General features: G+C 66.9%; 20 protein-coding genes. 9 read left to right on the top strand and 11 right to left on the bottom strand.

The window, feature by feature from the left end; all coding sequences use genetic code 11:
* The first annotated feature begins 142 nt into the window (after positions 1–142).
* From ACFTSF_RS39590 to ACFTSF_RS39580, 3 genes are read left to right on the top strand one after another with little or no spacing between them, the layout of a single operon-like run.
* Positions 143–1033: a GNAT family N-acetyltransferase gene (locus tag ACFTSF_RS39590; RefSeq protein WP_380160513.1), complete on the top strand. Its 891-nt coding sequence runs from the start codon at positions 143–145 to the stop codon at positions 1031–1033.
* On the top strand, positions 1030–1227 hold the full coding sequence (locus ACFTSF_RS39585; protein ID WP_380160511.1) for a hypothetical protein: 198 nt from the start codon (positions 1030–1032) through the stop codon (positions 1225–1227). The genes ACFTSF_RS39590 and ACFTSF_RS39585 overlap by 4 nt, the downstream gene beginning before the upstream one ends.
* A gap of 23 nt (positions 1228–1250) precedes the next feature.
* Positions 1251–2009: an IclR family transcriptional regulator gene (locus tag ACFTSF_RS39580; RefSeq protein WP_380160510.1), complete on the top strand. Its 759-nt coding sequence runs from the start codon at positions 1251–1253 to the stop codon at positions 2007–2009.
* A gap of 123 nt (positions 2010–2132) precedes the next feature.
* On the opposite strand, the gene rpsN is transcribed toward ACFTSF_RS39580, so the two are convergent.
* Together rpsN and rpmG are read right to left on the bottom strand one after the other, a co-directional pair.
* Positions 2133–2438 (bottom strand): 30S ribosomal protein S14, encoded by a 306-nt coding sequence (gene rpsN, locus ACFTSF_RS39575; RefSeq protein WP_380160508.1) that lies wholly within the window; start codon positions 2436–2438, stop codon positions 2133–2135.
* On the bottom strand, positions 2438–2605 hold the full coding sequence (rpmG, locus tag ACFTSF_RS39570; protein WP_132405751.1) for a 50S ribosomal protein L33: 168 nt from the start codon (positions 2603–2605) through the stop codon (positions 2438–2440). The genes rpsN and rpmG overlap by 1 nt, the downstream gene beginning before the upstream one ends.
* 68 nt (positions 2606–2673) lie before the next feature.
* On the opposite strand from rpmG, the gene ACFTSF_RS39565 reads away from it, so the two are divergent.
* The 3 genes from ACFTSF_RS39565 (at position 2674) to ACFTSF_RS39555 (ending at position 5577) form a co-directional block, all read left to right on the top strand.
* Positions 2674–3777 carry a CobW family GTP-binding protein gene (locus ACFTSF_RS39565; protein WP_380160506.1) on the top strand — a complete coding sequence of 368 codons (1104 nt, stop codon included), beginning with the start codon at positions 2674–2676 and terminating at the stop codon, positions 3775–3777.
* The gene (locus tag ACFTSF_RS39560; RefSeq protein ID WP_344162809.1) at positions 3774–4019 is read left to right on the top strand and encodes a type B 50S ribosomal protein L31; all 246 of its coding nucleotides are present in this window, start codon (positions 3774–3776) and stop codon (positions 4017–4019) included. The genes ACFTSF_RS39565 and ACFTSF_RS39560 overlap by 4 nt, the downstream gene beginning before the upstream one ends.
* Before the next feature lie 136 nt (positions 4020–4155).
* Positions 4156–5577, top strand: coding sequence for an aromatic amino acid lyase (locus ACFTSF_RS39555; RefSeq protein WP_380160504.1), 1422 nt, complete (start codon positions 4156–4158; stop codon positions 5575–5577).
* A gap of 85 nt (positions 5578–5662) precedes the next feature.
* Here the strand turns inward: ACFTSF_RS39555 and ACFTSF_RS39550 are convergent, their stop codons facing one another.
* A complete protein-coding gene (locus tag ACFTSF_RS39550) occupies positions 5663–6637 on the bottom strand; it encodes an NADP-dependent oxidoreductase (protein WP_380160503.1) in 975 nt (324 codons plus the stop codon).
* A 57-nt stretch (positions 6638–6694) separates the two neighbouring features.
* On the opposite strand from ACFTSF_RS39550, the gene ACFTSF_RS39545 reads away from it, so the two are divergent.
* Positions 6695–7675, top strand: a complete 981-nt coding sequence (locus ACFTSF_RS39545; RefSeq protein ID WP_380160501.1) for a DUF5937 family protein — start codon at positions 6695–6697, stop codon at positions 7673–7675.
* Here the strand turns inward: ACFTSF_RS39545 and ACFTSF_RS39540 are convergent.
* The 8 genes from ACFTSF_RS39540 to kdpF are packed head-to-tail and all read right to left on the bottom strand — an operon-like array spanning position 7660 to position 16958.
* On the bottom strand, positions 7660–8502 hold the full coding sequence (locus ACFTSF_RS39540; RefSeq protein WP_380160499.1) for a hypothetical protein: 843 nt from the start codon (positions 8500–8502) through the stop codon (positions 7660–7662). The two genes, ACFTSF_RS39545 and ACFTSF_RS39540, sit on opposite strands and share 16 nt — an antisense overlap.
* A gap of 52 nt (positions 8503–8554) precedes the next feature.
* A complete protein-coding gene (locus ACFTSF_RS39535; protein WP_380160498.1) occupies positions 8555–9313 on the bottom strand; it encodes a class I SAM-dependent methyltransferase in 759 nt (252 codons plus the stop codon).
* Complete coding sequence (locus tag ACFTSF_RS39530) at positions 9310–9987, bottom strand: response regulator (protein WP_344162827.1); 678 nt, start codon at positions 9985–9987, stop codon at positions 9310–9312. Before ACFTSF_RS39530 ends, ACFTSF_RS39535 begins: the two co-directional genes overlap by 4 nt.
* A complete protein-coding gene (locus ACFTSF_RS39525) occupies positions 9980–12541 on the bottom strand; it encodes a DUF4118 domain-containing protein (RefSeq protein WP_380160496.1) in 2562 nt (853 codons plus the stop codon). Before ACFTSF_RS39525 ends, ACFTSF_RS39530 begins: the two co-directional genes overlap by 8 nt.
* 7 nt (positions 12542–12548) lie before the next feature.
* Complete coding sequence (kdpC, locus tag ACFTSF_RS39520; protein WP_380160494.1) at positions 12549–13151, bottom strand: K(+)-transporting ATPase subunit C; 603 nt, start codon at positions 13149–13151, stop codon at positions 12549–12551.
* Between the two features lie 8 nt (positions 13152–13159).
* Positions 13160–15238, bottom strand: a complete 2079-nt coding sequence (kdpB, locus tag ACFTSF_RS39515) for a potassium-transporting ATPase subunit KdpB (protein WP_380160492.1) — start codon at positions 15236–15238, stop codon at positions 13160–13162.
* A complete protein-coding gene (gene kdpA / locus ACFTSF_RS39510) occupies positions 15235–16869 on the bottom strand; it encodes a potassium-transporting ATPase subunit KdpA (protein ID WP_380160490.1) in 1635 nt (544 codons plus the stop codon). Before kdpA ends, kdpB begins: the two co-directional genes overlap by 4 nt.
* Entirely contained in the window at positions 16869–16958 is a 90-nt protein-coding gene (gene kdpF, locus ACFTSF_RS39505; protein ID WP_131363646.1) for a K(+)-transporting ATPase subunit F, read from the bottom strand. Before kdpF ends, kdpA begins: the two co-directional genes overlap by 1 nt.
* A gap of 237 nt (positions 16959–17195) precedes the next feature.
* Here kdpF and ACFTSF_RS39500 point away from each other — a divergent pair, with 237 nt between their 5' ends.
* Entirely contained in the window at positions 17196–17819 is a 624-nt protein-coding gene (locus ACFTSF_RS39500) for a hypothetical protein (RefSeq protein WP_380160487.1), read from the top strand.
* 207 nt (positions 17820–18026) lie between these two features.
* Positions 18027–18839, top strand: coding sequence for a class I SAM-dependent methyltransferase (locus ACFTSF_RS39495; protein ID WP_380160484.1), 813 nt, complete (start codon positions 18027–18029; stop codon positions 18837–18839).
* Positions 18840–18960: the final 121 nt, after the last annotated feature.

Below are 18960 nucleotides of genomic sequence, written 5' to 3'. Positions count from 1 at the left end.
CTGTCTACCCAACAGAGCTCCGCTGCTTTACGTTCAACACGCCCCTTGACACCACCCAACCCGCCTTAACTAACCGGCCTTGGGGTTCACCCAGCAAACGATGGCGGGCTGGCTGGACCTGGGGCGGGACTACGGTGTGTGCATGGTGTTCGAGATCCGGACGGCGGTGCCGGAGGATGCGGTTGGAATTGCAGCGGTCTGGGCGGCGGCGATGCCGCATCTGGTGATGACAGCGCGTGGCGTCGAGGCCGGGTTGCGGAACAATCCGAACCGGGTGGTGCTGGTCGCGACGACCGGTCCGGAGATTGTGGGCTACGGCAACATCTACCTGCCGGCTCCCGACGCGGTCGCATCGCGGGTCCGGATCACCGTGCAGGTGCTGCCGGAGTTCCGCGGACAGGGCATCGGCTCCGCAATCCTCGAACGCATCACCGCACGATCGATCGAGGCCGGCGCCGCGCGACTGCTCGTGGTCGCATCGAACGACTCGCGGGACTTCGCCGTCAACCGCGGATTCACGATCGGTCGGGAGCTCAGTCACTCGCATGCGGAACTGAGCGCCGTACCGGCTGCTCCCCCGGTACCCGACGGACTGCGGTTGGTCGACTACAACGCCGTACAGCCCGAGCAGATCTGGCATGCCACGGTCGCGGTCGCGCATGGCGATCCGAGCGGATTGTCGTCAGCGCCGCCGTACGACGAATGGTTCGCCGTCGAGTGGAATCATCCGGAACTGCGGCGCGACCTGAGCATCGCCGTACTGGATGGCTCTTCGGTGTTGTCGTTCGTCACCACGACGGCCGATCCGCAGCGGAAGGTGATCTGGTCGGCACTCACCGGGACCATCCCGGCTGCACGCGGCCAAGGACTCGCCAAGCTGGTGAAGGCGGTCGCCCTCGGGCGCGCCCGTGACGCCGGGTTGGTGAGTGCGTACACCGGCAACGATTCGGGCAACAAGCCGATGCTGGCGGTCAACGAATGGCTCGGATACCGGATCGCCGGCTCGGCCTGGACCGCGGAGAAGGACTTGTGATCCGGCTCGTACTCTCCCTGCTCTTCTTCCTGGCGTTGGCGGTCGGCGTCGGCTTCCTGCTCTCCGGCGACGACTACTTCGACTGGCCGATCGCGACCGCTCTGTTCGCCTTCGCAGTGGTCGGCGAACTGCTGCGGTCGTGGCTACGCCGACGTTCCGGAAAGAATTCGGCTCGCCAATCGTCCGGAATCTGAGACAGGCCGGTTACCCTGCCGTTGTGAGCGGCAACGTTCCCGCCTCGACCCGCACCCTGCGGGTGCTGACGTTCCTGGCGACCCAGCCCGGGCCGGTACCGATGGAGCGCATCGCCTCCGCGGTCGGCCTGCCACGCTCGTCGACGTACCACTTGCTCCGGGCAATGATGGACGAGAGCTTCGTCGTCCACCTCCCCGAGGAGAAACGCTACGGCCTAGGCGTAGCCGCCTTTGAAATCGGCTCCGCCTACCTCCGCCACGACCCACTGGAGCGCCTGGCCCGCCCGCTCTTGGGCCAACTGGTCGCCGAGATCGGCCAGACCGCTCACCTAGGCGTCCTCCACGGCCGAGAACTCGTCTACCTGCTCAAAGAACAACCCCCACGCCCAGTCACCCTCGTCACCGACGTAGGCGTCCGCCTCCCCGCCACCCTCACCGCCTCCGGCCGAGCCCTCCTCGCCGAACTCCCCCCGGCCCAGGTCCGAGCCCTCTTCCCCACCACCGACTCCTTCGTCCGCCGTACCGACAAAGGCCCCGAGTCCCTGACCCAGCTCCGCCGCCTACTAGCCGAAGAAAAACGCCAGGGCTACGCCTACGAAGAAGGCCACATCACCCCCGGCGTCTCCTCCCTAGCCGCAGCGGCCCTCGACCACGCCGGCCACCCAGCCGCCGCCATCTCCGTAACCTTTCGCACCGACACCCTCACCCCCGCCGACCGCCTCCACCTGACCCACCGCCTCCGCCAAGCCGCCACCGCCCTCACCCGGCGGTTGCACGGGTAGAAAGAGAGGGTGGAGGGGTGAAAGGCGAGGGAAGTAGAAGTACGACGGCCCTCCGCGAAGCCACCTGAGCTTTGCGGAGGGCCGTCGGGGGCCGCGGCATCCACGTCGCGGCGGGCTGGAGGTTTACCAGGAGGACTTGGTGATGCCGGGGAGTTCGCCGCGGTGGGCCATGGTGCGGAAGCGGACTCGGGAGATGCCGGCTTTGCGGAGGTAGCCGCGGGGGCGGCCGTCGGCGGCGTCCCGGTTGCGGATGCGGATGGGGCTGGCGTCGCGGGGGAGCTTCTGGAGCTTCAGCTGGGCGGCGGTGCGCTCGTCGGAGGACGACGTTGGCGACGCGATGATGCGCTTCAGCGACGCGCGGCGGTCGGCGTACCGGGCGACGGTGCGTTTGCGCTGTTCGTTCTTGGCGATCTTGCTGGTCTTGGCCATCAGCGCTCTTCGCGGAAGTCGACGTGCTGGCGGAGCTTGGGGTCGTACTTGCGGATGACGAGCCGGTCGGGATTGTTCCGGCGGTTCTTCCGCGTTACATAGGTGAAGCCGGTGCCGGCCGTGCTGCGGAGCTTGACGATCGGCCGGAGTTCGTTGTGCTTGGCCATGCTGTTCCTTTCCTCTGCCGAGAGTGTACATTGTACTGGTAATCATTTTCAATAAGGTGGGAGTGCGGATGCTGCCGGTGACCCTGCTGACCGGTGTCGACGAGGGATTCCGAGGGGCCGTGGGTGCGAACCTGCTGGCCGCCGCGGGTCCCACGGGCGTGCTGATCGAGTACGACGTGAGCGACCTGCCGAGCGGTTCTGTCGTGCGGATCGCACGGACGGCGACCGGGGTGATCGACCAGGAGACGATCCGGATGGGGCACCCGTGTGTGTCGTGCGCGATGCGCGGATCGCTGGTGCAATTGCTGGCCAGCATTGCCGCCGTCGACCGGTACGGCGTCGCGATCGTGTCGGTGCCCGGTGCCGGGGACACGCAGTCGCTGGCGGAGGAGATTGCCCGCGAGGACGAGCTTCGGGTCGATGCGGTGATCACGGCGGTCGACACCGCGACCGTGGTCGACGACCTCACCGGCGACCAGTTCATCCAGGACCGCGGAATCGCGACCGCTGCCGAGGACGGTCGCGTCATCGCGGAGGTGGTTGCGCGCCAGCTCGAGTACGCGGATGCCGTCGTACTGAGCGCCTCGGACCCCACCGCCAGCGCGCTCATCCAAGCGATCAACCCGCAGGCGCGGGTGCAGACCACGCCGGCCGGGCTCCTCGCCGTACGGCTGCATGATCCGGATGCGGCCGAGACCCGCACCGAGCCGGGCTCTATTACTGCACCACTCCAGGACGACAAAAAAGCACAAACCCTCGTCTGGCAGTCCGCCAGACCGTTCCACCCCGAGCGGCTCTACGAGGTTCTCGAGGAGCTCGTCACCGGTACGGCGCGCGGTCGCGGAACCGTCTGGATCGCGACCCAGCACCGCAATCGCCTGAGCTGGGACAGCTTCGGCACCAACATCTCGATCGGCGTACTGGGTCCGTGGCTGGCCGACCTGCCCGCGGATCGCTGGGCCGGCGTCGGTCAGCAGCACCAGGCCCGGTCGGCCCTCGAATGGCACCCCGAGTACGGCGACCGGGCGTCGTACCTGTCCATCACCGGAGTCGGTCTGGACACCCGGGAATTACGGGCGCGCCTCGATGGTTGTGTCCTTCGTGCGGATGAAACGGTCCACAACCTGACCGACCCGTTCGCCCCTTATCTGGAAGGAAGTAGTGCAGCATGAAGAAAGACATCCACCCCGACTACCGCCGGGTCGTCTTCCGGGACAAGTCCGGCAACTTCAGCTTCCTCACCGGTTCGACCAGCGCGAGCACCGAGACGATCGTCTGGACCGACGGGAACACCTATCCCGTCGTCGACGTGGAGATCTCGTCGGCCAGTCACCCGTTCTACACGGGTAACCAGCGCGTGATGGACACCCAGGGCCGCGTGGAGAAGTTCCAGAAGCGCTACGGCAAGAAGTAGTCCACCAAAGCAGCGAAGGGCTCATCCGGGGCGGGATGGGCCCTTTCGCTTGCCCAGATGCGGACGTCTCGGATTTCAGACACCGATCCGGGCGCGGCGCTTACTCGCGGGGCGTGGGCGGTCTCACACTGGGCCAATGGAGCCGGTGGAGCTGTCCGGGGGTGGATTGGCGCCGTTGGAGGCCGTTGCGTTGGCGCAGCGGCGGACCGCGGTGCGGCTGGGTGACGACGCCCGGAAGCGGATGCACGAGTCGGCCCTGGCGGTCGCCGAAGTGGCCAGCCGCCAACCGGTCTACGGGCGGACCACCGGCGTCGGCGCCAACCGCGACGTCCTCACGTCGGACCCCGAGCACGGCGCGCGCCTGCTGGGATCACACTCCACGACCGGTACGACGTCGTACCCGAAGGACGTCATTCGGCTCGGTCTGCTGATCCGGGTCAACCAGTTGGCCTCGGGCGGCTCTGGTCTCGAACCGGCGGTCGCCGACGCGATCGTTGCCCTGCTCAACGATGATGTGCTCCCGGATCTGCACCGCGGCGGCGCGATCGGTACCGGCGACCTCGGCCCACTCGCCGAACTCGGTCTCGCCCTCGGCCCGGTCATCGACGGCACCAGCGCTCTACCGCTGCTGTCGAGCAACGCCCTCACGCTGGCGGAGTGCTGCCTCGCGTACGTCGAGGCGGCCACCCTGATCAATGTCGTACCCCTGGTCGGCGCCCTCTCGCATGTCGCCCTGCGCGGCAATGCCGAGGTCTACGACATCCGCGTCCATGAGGCCCGACCGCAACCGGGTCAGGTCCGCGTCGCCCGCCGGATGCGCGGTCTGCTTGACGGTCTCCCGCTCCCGCCGGCCCGGATCCAGGACCCGTTCGGTCTGCGCGCGTTCGCCCAGGTACTCGGCCCGGCCGTCGACCATGTGGATGCCCTAGGCAACAGTCTGCGGATCGACATCAACGCCTCGGCGGAGAACCCGCTGGTTGCCGGCGACACCGTGCTGCACAACGGCAACTGGCACGCGATGCCGATCGCCCTCGCCCTCGACTCGCTCCGCCTGAGTCTGCACAGTGTCGCGACGCTCTCGACGTCCCGCGTCGCCAACCTGGTCGACCCGGACTTCACCGGCCTGAGCCGCTTCCTGGCCAGCGGCGCCGAGGCCAGCTCCGGCGTGATGATGATCGAGTACGTCGCCCACGACGCGCTGGCCGCGGTTCGTTCCGCCGCCCAGCCGGCCACCCTCGGTACCGCCACCCTGTCCCGGGGTGCCGAACACCACGCCAGCTTCGCGCCCCAGGCCGCCGTACTGACTGCTCAGCTCCTGGACGCCCTCCGCGAAGTCATCGCCAGCGAACTAGTCACCGCGGTCCGCGCCATCCGCCTGGCCGGCCTCACCCCCGACGACCTCGCCCCCGCCGCCATCGCCCCCTGGCTCGCCGACGCCCTGGCCGCCCTCCCCGACGACCTCACCGACCGCTCTCTGCGCGAAGACCTGGAAATCGCCCGCGGCATCCTGACCCAATGGGGCGACCGCCAAGTCGAACACCCCGCCGAATCCGCCTAAGAACAGGACGTATAGACCTACGTACTGCCTCGCGCCCGCCTGACCTCACCGCGCGAACGGCGTTGCAGGCATATACGTCCTGTCGTTAGAGCTGGATCAGCATCTTGCCGAGGTTCTCACCGCGGAGCATCGCGAGGAACGCGTCGACCGTGCCCTCGATGCCGTGCACGACTGTCTCGTCCGACACCACCGCGCCGGCCTGCAGATGCGGCGTCAGGAAGTCGATCAGCTCGGGCCGCAGATCGAGGTTGTCGCGAACCAGGAACCCTTCCAGCCGCAAACCCTTCTCCACAACCTCAAACAGGTTGCGCGGAGCAACATCCCCCTCCCCGTTGTACGTCGACACTGCGCCACACCACGCGATTCGCCCGCCCGGCTTCAGTACGTCGATCGCCGCCGCGAGGTGCTCACCACCCACGTTGTCCAGGCAGACGTCGATCCCGTCCGGCGCTGCCGCGGCCAGTTGTTCGGCCAATGACCCGTCCCGATAGTTCAGCGCGGCATCGAACCCGACCTCGGTCGTCAACCACTTCGCCTTCTCCGCCGACCCGGTGCTCCCGATGATTCGGCCGGCGCCCAGCAACCGCGCGAGATGGGCGGCCGCCGTACCGACGCCACCGGCTGCCGCCGAAACGAACAGCGTCTCGCCCGGCTGCAACTGCAGGATGCGCTTCAAGCCGACGTACGCGCTGAGCCCGGTACCACCGAGGATTCCGAGATGCGCGGACAACGGGACGCCAGGCACACGGTCGATCCGGCGGCTGTCCTCGGGAGTGACCACCGCATGGGTCCGCCAGCCCTGCCGGTGGAACACGATCTGGCCGGGTTCATACGACGGGGTCAAGCTTTGCAGCACCCGCCCGAGCGCACGGCCTTCGCCGACCTCCCCGACCGGCCACAAGGAGTCCATCAGCTGCCGCATGTACGGGTCGACCGACAGCCACAGGTTCTCGACCAGCGCCGCTCCCGGCACCAACTCGATCTCGGGCGAATCAACAAGCTCGAACTGCGAAGCGGTCGGGAAGCCGGACGGACGCGACACCAGGCGGATCTCTTTCATGCCGGCCAGCAAACGACAACACCACCAAGCGCCGCCAGAAAGTTAGCCTATGCCTTAATGATCACCTACCAGCTCGGCGTCGACGACATCGCCGACATGCGCTTCGCATGCTCACCGTTGCTCGAGACGGCGACCAGTCTGTGGGCCCTGACCGAGCCGTCCGCGTACGTCCTGCACCTCCCCTGGATCCGGCAAACGGCCGCACGAGCCGACTGGCCCGACCGCGACCTCCTGATGGCCTTGGTCTCCCCGCAACTCCACTGGCTGCCGGACTTCCTCACCCCACGCCCGTCGTCACCACTCCCCGACGTCCACGACGAGCTCGCCCAGATCCGCGCCACCCCACCCCGGCAAGCCGTCGCCGACATCATCCGCGCGTACGACGGCCGCCCGCTCCCACCCGTGCTCGTCGACCTGTGCGCCAGCCCCCGCCGACTCCGCGACCGGGTCTGTACGGCGATCGCCGCGTACTGGACACTCGCGATCGAACCGCATTGGCCGCGAATGCGCGCCCTGCTCGAAGCGGACATGATCCACCGAGCGCAATTGCTCGCCCGCGAAGGCGCGGCCGCCGTACTGACCGGACTCGACCCCAGCGTCGTGTGGTCCAACGGCGCATTGCGGATGCGCATCTCGTCGTACGAGCTGGACTACGAGACCGACGTCAGCGGCCGCGGACTCTGGCTCGTCCCGACCCTGTTCGCCAAACACACGATCGCCCCGCTCAACCCGAACGAGCCGCCCACGGTCGCCTACCCAGCGCGCGGAATCGGGACACTGTGGGAAACGCGACCGGAACCGGCCGCCGGGGCGCTGGCCGACCTACTCGGCAAGACGCGCGCCGACCTCCTGATGGCACTCGACGCTCCGACCTCAACCATCGAGCTCGCCCGCCGACGCGGTGTCAGCCCGAGCGCGATCTCCCAGCACCTCGCCACCCTGCACGCGAACGGCCTGGTCGCCCGCGCCCGAGCCGGCCGCGTAGTCCTCTACACCCGCACCGAACTAGCGGACCGCCTGATTCACAACCGGTTGTAGGCCTTCAAGGTTCGCAGTGCACCAACCGTCACGATGCCGCGGTACTCCAAGGTCGCGGCCTGACCAGGCGGTTCCCAAGTGATCGCCCAGCCGCCATCGTCCTGCTGATCCGCGATCAGCCGATCGAGGTGCGCGTCCAGTTGAGCCTCGGAAAACAACGCACGCCAAGGGCTGTCCGGAGTCGAGGCCAGGTGCAAGGGCGTCACACCGTACGACGGATCGTCCGCATCTGCACGGTAAAACGAGAGCTTGGGCAGCCACTCGCGGATCCGATCGAGGTCCACGTCGTCGGTGTGCTCGAGGAATATCAGCGCCTCGTGGAACGAGTGCGCTTCGGTCGGCAGACCGCGATCCAGCTCGGCAGCGCACCACGAACCGGCCAATGACCGCCAAGGGTGGTCGACACCGAGTTCGTGCAGCCGGCCGACGAGTCCCGCGGTCGGGTTGAGACCGGGCTCGTAGGTCCACTCGCTCATATGCGAAGCCCGCGGATAGTTCTCGATCACCGGCGCCGCCAACGCCACCGCGCCCTCGGCCGTGGCGACCGACGCCAGCCAATCAGCGGCCCGGCGGACCATCGTCTCGTCCCGGGCACCGGACGCCAGCAGGATGTCGAACGCTGTCTCGACGTCGAGTCCGAGACTGTCCGGGCACCGCTTGTCCGGTTCCAGACCGTGGCCGAAACCACCGTCCGCGTTCTGATAGCCACGCAAAGCGTCCACGACCCCAGCAGAATCGGCGCCGTCGAAGACAGCGGAGAACAGCCGGTTCTCGACCAGCCGGGCCTCGCGTCGTACGAAATCACGACCTGCGCTGAAGATGTCCATACCCAGAGCTTCCCGCACCCACGACCCGGCTGTCTTGAACGAATCGGACGCTCTAGCCTTCCGGCGCCCAGCCGACGGCTTCGATCCAGAATCGGGCCAGGAATCCACCAGGTTCCTGGGACCAGTTCTGCCAAGCCAGGTCCATCTCGTCGACCTCGGCGCCGGTCGCGATGTTGTTCTCGATGATCTGGGCGCGCTGACCGGACATCAGACTCGCGGTGAAGGTACCGACACCCGCGACCTCTTCCGGCGTCCCGTGGTGCACGACCCGCGCGTAGCTCTCGCAGTCGACGAAACCGGCCTCGACGAGTAGCGAACGCAACTGCTTGCCGACGTACGGCGACGTACCGGCGCGCAACCGGCGCATCACCTCGAAAGATGCCTCTAGCAACGGATTCGTCGGGTAGAGCAACTGACCGTCCCAATCGGCGTCGACGAAACCGACGACCGCACCGGGACGCGCCACCCTGCGTACTTCACGCATCACAGCGAGTGGATCCGGAAGGTGTTGCAGCATCGCGCTGGAGAAGATCGCGTCGAAGGTTCCGTCCTCGAAGGGAAGTCCTTTCGTCACATCACCTGGTACCAAAGTGATCGCGTCTGCCCCTTCAGGCAGGCCTGGGTTGAGATCGAAGCCTGTCGTCGTGCCTGGATGTACTCGCTCGGCCAGTCCGACCGTGATGGATCCCGGTCCGCAACCGAGGTCGAGCAGGTTGATTCCCGGTCGTAAATGCCTTGTGAAAAAGGCCGCGTGCGTATCGGCGGTACGTTTGGCGTAGTTGGCCCGGCGTGGGTCCCCCGTAGTAGTCACGGCTCGAAACGGTAGCCCATCCCGGGTTCGGTCAGCAGATGTTTTGGCCGGGCCGGATCATCCTCGAGCTTGCGTCGCAGCTGACCCATGTAGAAGCGAAGGTTTCCACTCGCGTTCTCGTACCCAGGCCCCCAAACCTCAGTCAGCAACTGGCGTTGCGCCATCAGCTTGCCCGGATGCCGGACGAGGACCTCAAGCAGATGCCACTCGGTCGGGGTCAGCCGAATGTCCTCACCGGTCTCCAACGTGACTCGCTTCGCAGCAAGGTCCACGCGGATCCCACCGACAGTGACGACAGGCTCATCCTGTGCAAGATTGCTTCGCCGCAGTACGGCGCGCATCCGCGCCAGCAACTCGTCGATTCCGAACGGCTTGGTGACGTAGTCGTCCGCCCCGGCGTCCAGCGCCTCGACCTTGTCCGTCTGATCGGTTCGCCCCGACAGCACGAGGATCGGCGCCTCGGTCCAACCGCGGAGTCCACGAATCACGTCGACCCCATCGAAGTCCGGCAGCCCGAGATCGAGAATCACCAGCTCCGGCGGATGTTGCGCCGCCACCTTCAACGCCGCCGTACCGGTGCCGGCCAGATGCACCTCGTACCCACGCGCCTTCAGGTTGATCTGCAACGCCCGCACAATCTGCGGTTCGTCGTCGACCACCAAAACTCTAGTCATCAGAAGTTGTCCCCGTTCGTTCCCGCGTTCCAGGTACCGGCAGGTCGGCGGTGACGGCTGCCGGCACCGACACCACCATCGTCAACCCACCACCGGGCGTGTCTTCCGGCTGAACCGACCCCTGCATCGCCTCGGCCAAGCCCCGAGCCAGCGCCAGCCCAAGCCCCACCCCGACCGTGTTGTCGGTATCGCCTAGCCGCTGGAACGGCGCGAACACCCGATCCCGATCCTCGCGCGGAATCCCCGGACCCCGGTCGATCACCCGGATCTCCACCGTGTCACCCAGCGAACTCCCGGTCACCAGCGGCCCGCGCTCGGGCGGTGAGTACCGCAGCGCATTCGCCACCAGGTTCGCGATCACGCGCTCGATCAACGCCGGGTCTGCCTCGATCAGCGGCAACGTGTGCGGGATGTCCACGACGACCCGCTCACCGTCGTCACCAAGCTCAGTCAGTACGCCGGGAATCACCTCGTCCAGCGCCATCGGCCGAGTGAACACAGGCAGTACGCCGGCCTGCAGGCGACTCAGGTCGAGCAGATTGTCGACCAGCCGCGACAGGCGGTCGAGCGACTCGTCCGCGGTCTCCAGCAACTCGGCTCGCTCCGACTCACTCCACTCGACATCATCGCTGCGAAGTGAGGTCACCGAGGCCTTGGCCGACGCCAACGGCGAGCGCAGATCATGACCGACCGCCCGAAGCAACGCCGTACGGAGCTTGTCCGCTTCAGCGAGCGGCTTCGCCTCAGCGGCGGCCTCTTCCAACCGCTCCCCGTCAACCAGCGCGGCGGCGTACAAGGCCATCGCTCCAACCAACCGCCGCTCGTCCGCGGCGAGCTGGCGACCCTGCAGCACCAGGACGAGGTCGTCACGCGCCGGTACCTCGGCATCGCCCTCCTCGGGTCGGCCGCAGGTCATGGTCCCGGCCGAGGCCAGCGGGCGCCAAACCTCGGTCAGCTCGTCCTCGTCGACCCGCTCCATCAAGCAGGCCCCGGTCATCCCGAAGGCCTCGCGAACCCGTTCGAGCAAAGCAGGCAACGCGGTTTCGCCGCGCAGCACAGAACCGGCCAGGGTCGACAACGTCTCCGACTCGGCGGCCGATCGGGCGGCCTGTCTGGTACGACGAGCAGCCCGGTCGACGACTGAGCTCACCAGCGCCGCGACCAGCACGAAGATTGCCAGCGCAAGGGCGTTGTTCACCTCGGCGATCGTGAAGGTCCTGGTCGGTGGCGTGAAGAAGTAGTTGATCACCAGCGATCCACCGATCGCGGTGACGAGCGCCGGCCACAGCCCACCGACCAGTGCAACGACAACCACAGCGAGCAGGAAGGCCAGTACGTCGCTGGTCAGGTTCAGGCGGTCGCCGCCGAGATCGAGCGCCAACGCCAGGATCGGCTGCAGCACGATCGACAGCACGAACCCCTGCACCTTGCGCCGCCGCGACAGACTCCCGCGCAGCCGCGGCAACCGCCCGCGCCCCATCTGCGAGTGCGTGACGATATGTACGTCGATATCGCCCGAATCCCGGATCGTCGACGAACCGATCCCCGGCCCGGTGATCGCCGACCACCGCGACCGGCGTGAACCGCCCAGCACCAGTTGGGTCGCGTTCTCGGCCTTGGCGAACGTGAGCAGCGCGGCCGGAACATCGTCCCCGACCACCTGGTGATAGGTGCCGCCGAGCGATTCGACCAGACTGCGTTGCTCGGCCAGCCGCTTCGGATCGGCCCCGGTCAATCCATCAGAGCGAGCCACATGGACGGCCAGCAGATCCCCACCGGACGAACGCGCCATGATCCGGGCCGCCCGGCGGATCAGCGTCTCGCCCTCGGCACCGCCGGTGAGCGCAACCACCACCCGCTCCCGGGCTTCCCAGGTCGAGTCGATGTCGTGCTGCTGCCGGTACTGCTGCAGACCCGCGTCCACGCGGTCAGCCAGCCAGAGCAGTGCGAGCTCGCGCAGTGCCGACAGGTTGCCGACCCGGAAATAGTTGCCCAAGGCAGCATCGATCTTGTCGGCCGCATAAACGTTGCCGTGGGCCATCCGGCGCCGCAGGGCCTCCGGAGTCATGTCAACGAGCTCGATCTGATCCGCGGACCGGACCACCCGATCCGGCACGGTCTCCTGCTGCGGTACGCCGGTGATCTTCTCGACCACGTCGTTGATCGACTCGAGGTGCTGGATGTTGACCGCCGAGATCACGTCGATCCCGGCAGCCAGCAGCTCCTCGATGTCCTGCCAGCGCTTCTCGTTCCGACTGCCCGGCACATTCGTGTGCGCGAGCTCGTCGACCAGCGCGACCTCGGGCCGCCGCCGCAGTACGGCGTCCAGATCCATCTCGGTGAAGCTGGCACCGCGGTAATCGACGATCCGCCGCGGTACCAGTTCGAGTCCTTCGAGCATCTCCGCGGTGTGCTGCCGGCCGTGGGTCTCCACGAAGCCGATCACCACATCGGTGCCGCGGGCAAGCCTGCGCTGCCCCTCGCCCAGCATCTTGTAGGTCTTCCCGACGCCAGGCGCGGCGCCGAGATAGACCCGCAGCTGCCCGCGCTTCATACAGCGATCATGCCAGCGCAGCGTTGAGAGTGACGACATTGACGTAGGGCTCCCCCAGGAAGCCCAGCGCGCGACCGTGCGTGTTCTCCTTCACCAGCTGCTGCACCTGCTGCACCGACAGCCCGCGCTCCCGCGCAACCCGGTTGACCTGCAGAGCGGCGTACGCCGGACTGATCGCCGGATCGAGCCCACTTCCACTAGCCGTCACCGCATCCACCGGCACCTGCGACGGGTCGACTCCTTCCAGCTGAGCGACCTCCTGCCGACGCTCGTTGAGCAGCTTCAGCAGATCCGGGTTGTTCGGCCCGTACTGCGAGGCGGCGCTCGCCTTCCCGTCGTACGACGCCGCCGACGGCCGGGTCTGGAACCACTTCGGGTCGGCGACCATGATCGCGTCGCCCTTGTCGTCCTTCTTGCCGCTGTCCATCGTGTACGACTGCCCGATCAGGTCAGAGGCGACCTCTTTGCCGTTGACCTTCACGATCGAACCGTTCGCGTTGCCGTGGAACAGCAGCTGCGAAACCCCGGTCATCACCAGCGGGTAGGCGACACCGAGCACCACCGTGAATACCAGCAGCACTCGCGCTGCAACCCCGAACTGCCTCATCATGCGACCTTTCACCGGAGACCCGGGATCAACGAGATCACCAGGTCGAGAAGCTTGATACCGACGAACGGCGTGATCAGCCCACCGACGCCGTACACGAGCAGATTGCGGCGCAGCATCGCCGAGGCCGACGACGGCCGGTAGCGAACCCCACGCAGCGCCAGGGGCACGAGCGCGACGATCACCAGCGCGTTGAAGACGATCGCGGAGATGATCGCCGTCTCCGGTGAGTGCAACTGCATGATGTTCAGCCGGTCGAGTCCCGGGTACGCCGCCGCGAACAGGGCCGGCAGGATCGCGAAGTACTTGGCCACGTCGTTCGCGATCGAGAACGTGGTCAGCGAACCCCGGGTGATCAGCAACTGCTTGCCGATCTCAACGATCTCGATCAGCTTGGTCGGGTTGGAGTCCAGGTCGACCATGTTGCCGGCCTCCTTGGCCGCCGACGTCCCGGTGTTCATCGCGACCCCGACATCGGCCTGCGCGAGCGCGGGCGCGTCGTTGGTACCGTCACCGGTCATCGCGACCAGCCGGCCGCCTTCCTGCTCCTTCTTGATCAGCGCCATCTTGTCCTCGGGCGTCGCCTCGGCCAGGAAGTCGTCGACCCCGGCCTCCTCGGCGATCGCCTTCGCGGTCAGCGCGTTGTCACCGGTGATCATCACGGTCCGGATGCCCATCGCGCGCATCTGGTCGAACCGCTCCCGCATCCCGGCCTTCACCACGTCCTTCAGGTGAATCACGCCGAGCGCACGAGCCGTGCCGCCGACCGCCTCGGCCACGACGAGCGGCGTACCGCCCGAGGCCGAGATGCCGTCGACAATCTCACCCAGCCGCGGATCCGACGTACCGCCGTGGCTGTTGATCCAGTTGTTGACCGCGCCGGCCGCGCCCTTGCGGACCTGCCGGTCGTCGATGTCGACACCGCTCATCCGCGTCTGTGCGGTGAACTCGACGAACGTTGCATGCGGCAACTCTCCGGTGTGCCGCTCACGCAGCCCATAGCCGTTCTTCGCCAGTACGACGATCGACCGGCCCTCCGGCGTTTCGTCGGCCAGGCTGGACAGCTGAGCCGCATCGGCCAGCTCGGTGTCGGTCACCCCGTCGACCGGGATGAACTCGGCCGCCTGCCGGTTGCCCAAGGTGATGGTGCCGGTCTTGTCCAGCAGCAAGGTGTTCACGTCACCGGCCGCCTCGACCGCGCGACCGGACATCGCCAGCACGTTGCGCTGCACCAGCCGGTCCATCCCGGCGATGCCGATCGCGGACAGCAACGCACCGATCGTGGTCGGGATCAGGCAGACCAGTAGGGCCACCAGGATCACCACACTGAGGTGCACGTTGGCGTAGTTCGCGAAGGTCGGCAGCGTGATCGTGGCGATCATGAACACGATCGTGAGGCTGGCCAGCAGGATGTTCAGCGCGATCTCGTTCGGCGTCTTCTGCCGGGCAGCGCCCTCGACGAGCGCGATCATCCGGTCGATGAAGCTCTCACCGGGCTTGGTCATGATCTTCACGACGATCCGGTCCGACAGCACCTTCGTCCCACCGGTGACCGCACTGCGGTCGCCACCGGACTCACGGATGACCGGCGCCGATTCGCCGGTGATCGCCGACTCGTCGACGCTCGCCACACCCTCTACGACATCTCCGTCACCGGGGATGATCTGACCGGCCTCGACCACGACGAGGTCCCCGAGCTGCAGCTGAGCAGCCGGCACTTCCTCTTCTCCAGTTTCAGTGAGCCGGCGAGCAGTCGTCTCGGTCTTGGCCCGGCGCAGGGTCTCGGCCTGGGCCTTGCCCCGGCCCTCGGCCACGGCCTCCGCCAGGTTGGCGAAGATCACCGTCAGCCAAAGCCAGACCACGATCCACCAGACGAACACGGTGAAATCGGTGAAGGCGATCACGGTTGACGCGACCGCGCCGACCTCGACCACGAACATCACCGGGTTCTTCACCATCACCCGCGGATCGAGCTTGCGCAGCGCGTCCGGCAGGGAGGTCAGCAGCATCTTCGGGTCGAACAGCCCCGAGGGCGCCTTCTTGTCGACCGTCTTCTGCTCAGCAGGAGGGGTCGTTACTAGCGTGGTCACAGTCCCTCCGCGAGGGGTCCGAGAGTAAGAGCAGGGAAGTAGGTCAGGCCGGTCACGATCAGGACGACACCGACCAGCATCGTGACGAACAGCGCCTTGTGGGTGGGCAGCGTGCCCTGGGTGACCGGGACCGGCTGCTGCTTGGCGAGCGAACCCGCCAGGGCGAGCGCGAACACGATCGGTACGAACCGGCCGAGCAGCATCACGATGCCGAGAGCCGTGTTGTAGAAGGGAATGTTCGCACTGAGCCCACCGAACGCCGACCCGTTGTTGTTGCCCGCCGAGGTGAACGCATAGAGCACCTCGGAGAACCCGTGCGGGCTGTCGGTGTTGAAGATCGACGCCCGCGCCACCGCGAGACCCATCGCGATCGACGCCCCGACCAGTACGACGGTCGGTGTCGTGAGGATGTACAGCGAAACCAGCTTCATCTCGCGCGCGGTGATCTTCTTCTTCAGGTACTCCGGGGTTCGGCCGACCATCAGTCCGGCGATGAACACCGTCAGTACGGCGAGGATCAGCATGCCGTAGAGACCGGTTCCGGTACCGCCTGGCGAGACTTCACCGAGCATCATGTGGAAGAGCGTCGTACCGCCGCCGAGTGGGGAGAACGAGTCGTGCGCAGCGTTGACCGCGCCGGTCGACGTACCGGTGGTTGAGCTGGCGAACAGAGCCGAGGCCCACTCGCCGAAGCGGGTTTCCTTACCCTCCAGCGAATTGCCGCGCACCTCGAAGAAGGTCGCGGAGAAGGTGAAGGCCGCCCAGAGCGTGCCCATCACGCCGAGGATCGCGTAGCCCTGGCGCTTGTCCTTGACCATCAGGCCGAACGTCCGGGTCAGGCAGACCGGGATCAGCAGCAGCAGGAAGATCTCGAACAGGTTGGACAGGCCGTTCGGGTTCTCGAACGGGTGCGCGGAGTTGGCGTTGTAGAAGCCACCGCCGTTCGTACCGAGCTCCTTGATGACCTCCTGGCTGGCCACTGGGCCGCCGGGGATGGTCTGCGCCTGGCCGACCACCGAGGTGACCTCGTGACCACCAGAGAAGTTCTGTACGACGCCCATCGCCACCAGCGCGAGTGTCCCGATCACGGCGATCGGGAGGAGAACCCGCAGTACCGTCCGGGTCAGGTCGACCCAGAAGTTGCCGAGCCGGTCGGTCTTGGACCGGGCGAACCCGCGGATGACCGCGACCGCGACGGCGATACCGACGGCGGAGGAGAGGAAGTTCTGTACGGCGAGGCCGGCGAACTGGACCAGGTGGCCCATCGTCGCCTCGGGTGAGTACGACTGCCAGTTCGTGTTGGCGACGAACGACGCCGCCGTGTTGAAGGCCAGTCCGGACTCGACGTTCGGCAGACCGAGGGACAGCGGCAGGTGGCTCTGCACCCGCTGCAGGATGTAGAGCAAGAGCAGGCTGACCGCGGAGAACGCGATCAGCGACCGGGCGTAGACGGCCCAGGTCTGGTCTGCCTTCGAGTCCACCCCGAAGAGCCGGTAGGCTCCCCGCTCGACCCGCAGGTCGGATTCGGAGGTGTAGACCCGGGCCATGTACCCGCCAAGCGGCCGGTAGACCACGGCCAGGCACGCGACCAGGAAGCCGACCTGCAACAGGCCGGCGGCGGTGTCGGACATCAGAACCTCTCGGGGAAGATCAGGGCGGCGACCAGGTAGAGGACCAGAGCCACGGCCACCACCAGCCCGGCGATGTTCTCGGCGCTCACAACTTCTCCACTCCACGCAGCGCGAACCAGACGGCCGCGAACACGACGGCAGTGACAGCCAGATAGGTCACGTCAGCCACGACTGCACCTCACATTGCTCATGGCTCCACTGCACACCGCTCGCTGCCCGGTCAGGAGGCTTCTCACAGCTCTCTCACACCCGCTGACACAGCTCTCACGCGTCTCTCTCATACTTACGCGTGGCAGTAGCCCCACCGATTTGAGGAAGAACCGCCAGTGACTGATTTGGACATCACCGCCCCCGCCGAGCAGTTCTTCTCCACCGAGAGCCGCGAGGCCCTCGCCGAGGCCAGCCGCAAGCTCGCCGAGCGCCTCCAGGCCCACACCGAGGCCCTGCTCGCGATGACCGGCGCCGAGAACCACGAGTCCCTCGACGAGCAGAACGCCGCCCTCGAAGAACTCGTCGCCGACTGGAACGACGCCGTCTTCGACCACACCGGCACCACCCCCCTCCTCCTCGACGAAACCGAGGACCCCGACGCCGAGGACGACACCGAGGAAGACCACGTGATCAGCGTCGTCTCCCGCTTCGACCTCCGCGTCGTAGACCTCGACACCCTCCTCGAAGCCGGCCGCGCCGCCCAGGAACGCCACCCCGCCGAACTCGAGGAAGGCGGCGAACCCGACCCCGTCGAAACCGCCGAACAAGCCATCTTCGAGATCAGCCGCGAGGTAGGCGAAGCCTGGTTCGAACTCCCCGGCATCGAAATGCTCGCCGGCGCCCGCGCCTACGTAGTCCCCGAAACCCCCTTCGACCCCCTCGACCCCGACGCCGAAGACATCACCACCGAACTCTCCGCCCCCAACGGCATCCCCACCCACGCCGAATCCTGGGCCTGACAGATCCCACCCGATTTGCCTGGCTAGGCAGCCAAATCGGGGGTTAAGCACCGTGGTTGACGGTGCCTAACCCCCAAGCTCGGTGCCTACCCAGGCAAATGAGAACCGGCGGGGGGCGGGGAGGCGGGGGATCTGCCCCTGGAATCCCCTGGATGCCCCGCGATCTGCCCTCCCCGGGACGGGGGGATGTGCTGAGACTCGGTTGTCATGACGATTCATGACGAACTCGAGAATTTCTATACAGAGCGGTGTGACGAGGCGAGCCGGTTGGGCTCGAGCGTCAAGGGGCGGCTGGAGCTGGCGCGGGTGCGCGAGCTACTGGGCCGCTACCTGCCGGAGCCGCCGGCGCGGGTTGCGGACATCGGCGGTGGACCGGGGGTCCATGCCCAGTGGTTGCAGTCGGACGGGTACGACGTCGAGTTGCTGGATCCGGTACTGCGCCATGTCGCGGAAGCGTCGGCGGCGGGGATCAACGCCGTACTGGGAGATGCCCGGAAACTGCCGTGGGAGGACGAGGAGTTCGACGCGACGTTCCTGGCCGGCCCGATGTATCACCTGGTCGACGCAGCCGATCGGCGTACAGCGTTGCGCGAGGCAGTGCGGGTGACGAAGTACGGCGGATTCGTGGCGGTGGTCGCGATCAACCGTACGGCGAACCTGATCGGCGCCACGGTGGCCAACGAACTGATCGAACGGCGCGAGGTCGTCGCCGACATTCTCCGGGACGGGTTCAGCGCCGGGAACGATCGGCTGGCCCAGGCGACGTACCACACGGTGGCCCAGCTGCGATCCGAGCTGATAGGCGCTGGGCTGCGCGCAGTGTCGATCCATGGGTTGACCGGGCCGGGCGGGTGGCTGACGGTCATGATCGACAGTCACTACAAGGGACTGGCACTGCCGGACAGCCTCCGCGAGCCGGATCCGCTGGAGACTGCGCTTGAATGCGCGCGGCTTGCTGATCGGCATCCTGAGATGGTGCAGGCGAGCGGGTTGCTTTTCGGGGTGGGGCAGCGTGATTGAGGAGGCGGTCGGCGAGGTAGCCGAGGAGGACGATGAGGAGGAGTGCGAGGGCATAGACAGCGATCCGGACAAGGAGCATGGGTTTCATGGTTCTGTCTGGTGATCGGATCAGACAGTGGCA

The organism is Kribbella sp. NPDC056951, assembly GCF_042674205.1.
Lineage (GTDB): Bacteria > Actinomycetota > Actinomycetes > Propionibacteriales > Kribbellaceae > Kribbella > Kribbella yunnanensis.
This window is presented reverse-complemented; position numbering and strand designations above follow the sequence as displayed.

What these genes read in the sequence shown, in the direction of transcription:
- ACFTSF_RS39540 (WP_380160499.1), bottom strand. Translation starts at nt 8,502, where the DNA reads ATGGACATCTTCAGCGCAGGTCGTGATTTCGTACGACGCGAGGCCCGG.
- rpmG (WP_132405751.1), bottom strand. Translation starts at nt 2,605, where the DNA reads ATGGCCAAGCACAACGAACTCCGGCCGATCGTCAAGCTCCGCAGCACG.
- ACFTSF_RS39545 (WP_380160501.1), top strand. Translation starts at nt 6,695, where the DNA reads ATGATCACCTACCAGCTCGGCGTCGACGACATCGCCGACATGCGCTTC.
- ACFTSF_RS39565 (WP_380160506.1), top strand. Translation starts at nt 2,674, where the DNA reads ATGCTGCCGGTGACCCTGCTGACCGGTGTCGACGAGGGATTCCGAGGG.
- ACFTSF_RS39530 (WP_344162827.1), bottom strand. Translation starts at nt 9,987, where the DNA reads ATGACTAGAGTTTTGGTGGTCGACGACGAACCGCAGATTGTGCGGGCG.
- kdpC (WP_380160494.1), bottom strand. Translation starts at nt 13,151, where the DNA reads ATGATGAGGCAGTTCGGGGTTGCAGCGCGAGTGCTGCTGGTATTCACG.
- ACFTSF_RS39525 (WP_380160496.1), bottom strand. Translation starts at nt 12,541, where the DNA reads ATGAAGCGCGGGCAGCTGCGGGTCTATCTCGGCGCCGCGCCTGGCGTC.
- rpsN (WP_380160508.1), bottom strand. Translation starts at nt 2,438, where the DNA reads ATGGCCAAGACCAGCAAGATCGCCAAGAACGAACAGCGCAAACGCACC.
- ACFTSF_RS39550 (WP_380160503.1), bottom strand. Translation starts at nt 6,637, where the DNA reads ATGAAAGAGATCCGCCTGGTGTCGCGTCCGTCCGGCTTCCCGACCGCT.
- kdpA (WP_380160490.1), bottom strand. Translation starts at nt 16,869, where the DNA reads ATGTCCGACACCGCCGCCGGCCTGTTGCAGGTCGGCTTCCTGGTCGCG.
- ACFTSF_RS39495 (WP_380160484.1), top strand. Translation starts at nt 18,027, where the DNA reads ATGACGATTCATGACGAACTCGAGAATTTCTATACAGAGCGGTGTGAC.
- ACFTSF_RS39590 (WP_380160513.1), top strand. Translation starts at nt 143, where the DNA reads ATGGTGTTCGAGATCCGGACGGCGGTGCCGGAGGATGCGGTTGGAATT.
- ACFTSF_RS39560 (WP_344162809.1), top strand. Translation starts at nt 3,774, where the DNA reads ATGAAGAAAGACATCCACCCCGACTACCGCCGGGTCGTCTTCCGGGAC.
- ACFTSF_RS39555 (WP_380160504.1), top strand. Translation starts at nt 4,156, where the DNA reads ATGGAGCCGGTGGAGCTGTCCGGGGGTGGATTGGCGCCGTTGGAGGCC.